Origin of the sequence: Candidatus Protofrankia californiensis (assembly GCF_900634765.1) — a bacterium.
In the GTDB taxonomy this organism is placed as follows: domain Bacteria; phylum Actinomycetota; class Actinomycetes; order Frankiales; family Frankiaceae; genus Protofrankia; species Protofrankia californiensis.
Map to the genome: position 1 here is coordinate 2,687 of NZ_CAAAFT010000023.1, position 1,769 is coordinate 4,455.

The 1,769-nt window shown below is 67.9% G+C and carries 2 protein-coding genes; both read left to right on the forward strand.

Going from position 1 to position 1,769, the window contains the following annotated elements; all coding sequences use genetic code 11:
• A partial coding sequence (locus DD1DGNOD_RS28480; protein WP_241255377.1) for an FtsW/RodA/SpoVE family cell cycle protein occupies positions 1-518 on the forward strand: 518 nt, incomplete at its 5' end.
• A partial coding sequence (locus tag DD1DGNOD_RS00935; protein WP_241255378.1) for a penicillin-binding transpeptidase domain-containing protein occupies positions 515-1,769 on the forward strand: 1,255 nt, incomplete at its 3' end. The genes DD1DGNOD_RS28480 and DD1DGNOD_RS00935, both read left to right, overlap by 4 nt.

A 1,769-nucleotide genomic window follows, 5' to 3' on the forward strand; every position in this document is an offset into this window, starting at 1 on the left:
GCGACAACCCCACGAGCACCTCGTTCCAGCTGGTGCAGGGTCTGTTCGGGTTCGCGGCTGGCGGGGTCACCGGTACCGGACTCGGGCAGGGCAGTCCGCAACGGGTTCCCTTCGCCAACACCGACTTCATCGTCGCGAGCATCGGCGAGGAACTCGGCCTCGCTGGGATCATGGCGATCCTCGTCATCTACGGGCTGGTCGTGATGCGCGGCCTGCGAACCGCGCTCGGCGCCCGTGACCCGTTCGGCAAGATGCTCGCGGCAGGACTTGCCGCCTCGTTGGCTCTGCAGGTGTTCGTGCAGGTCGGCGGTGTCATGCGGCTCATCCCACTGACCGGCCTGACCCTGCCCTTCATTTCCTACGGAGGCTCCTCGATCGTCTCGAACGCAGCCATCATCGCGCTGCTGCTGCGGATCAGCGACTCCTACCGCCGGCCCGACCCGGCCACGCCGGCCGCGCCGCTGTTCGACCCGAACGCCGTCGCCGACAGCCCGACACAGGTGGTGCGGACGACGTGAACTCGCCCATCCGCAAGGTCGCTGTCGCGTGCCTGGTGCTGTTCGCGGCGCTGCTGGTCAATGCCAACTGGCTACAGGCCAAGAAGGCCGACGGACTGCGTCACGAGCCGAACAACGCCCGCCAGATCACCGAGCGGCTCGAACGGGAGCGGGGTTGGATCGCCGTGGCCGGCGGGCAGGCGATCGCAAGCTCGGTACCGTCCGACGACGAGTACAAGTACCAGCGGCAGTATCCGGCCACGAAGCTGTACGCCGCCATCGCCGGCTACTACGGTCTGTACACCTCCGCGGGCCTGGAGCGGTCCCAGAACGACTTCCTCTCCGGCGAGGACCAGCGCCTGTTCGTCTCCAAGGTTTCCGACCTGGTGACCGGACGCCAACAACGGGGTGGGAGTATCGTCACCACGCTGGTACCCCGGATCCAGCAGGTCGCGACCACCGCGCTCGGCAACCGTAAGGGGGCGGTCGTGGCGCTCGACCCGAAGACCGGCGAAATCCTTGCGATGGTGACCAGCCCCACCTACGACCCGACACCGCTGGCCAGCCACGACGAGACCACGGCCAGCAAGGCCGCCCAGACGCTCAACACCGACCCGGACAAGCCACTGCTCAACCGCGCGACCCAGGAAACCTATCCACCCGGTTCCACCTTCAAGGTGATCACGGCGGCGGCCGCGCTCAACGCCGGCCACCAGCTCGAGGAACGCATCGCCGCGCCCGACCAGCTCCCCCTGCCGCAGAGCAGGACCGTACTGCCGAACTTCGGCGGCGAACGCTGCGGGGACGGCAGGACCGACACGCTGATCCACGCTCTGACGATCTCCTGCAACACCGCGTTCGCCCAGCTCGGCATCGATCTCACCGACGACGCCCTGCGCGCACAGGCCGAGGCGTTCGGTTTCAACTCCACCGTGCCCGACTTTCCTCTGGCGCAGGTGCCCAGCGTGTACCCGACCCAGCCGCTCGACGGGGCGCAGACCGCGCAGTCCGCCATCGGGCAGTTCGACGACCGGGTCACCCCGTTGCAGATGGCCCAGGTCGCCGCCGCCGTTGGCAACAACGGGGTCATGATGCGGCCGTACGTCGTCTCCGAACTGCTCGGCCCCGACCTCAAGGCGATCAGCCGCACCGAACCGGAGGTCTACAAACGGCCCGTCAGCGCGGATGTCGCCGCCAAACTGAACACGATGATGCAGAGCGTGGTGAGCAACGGCACCGGTACCAAGGCGCGGATCCCCGGTGTCGCCGTTG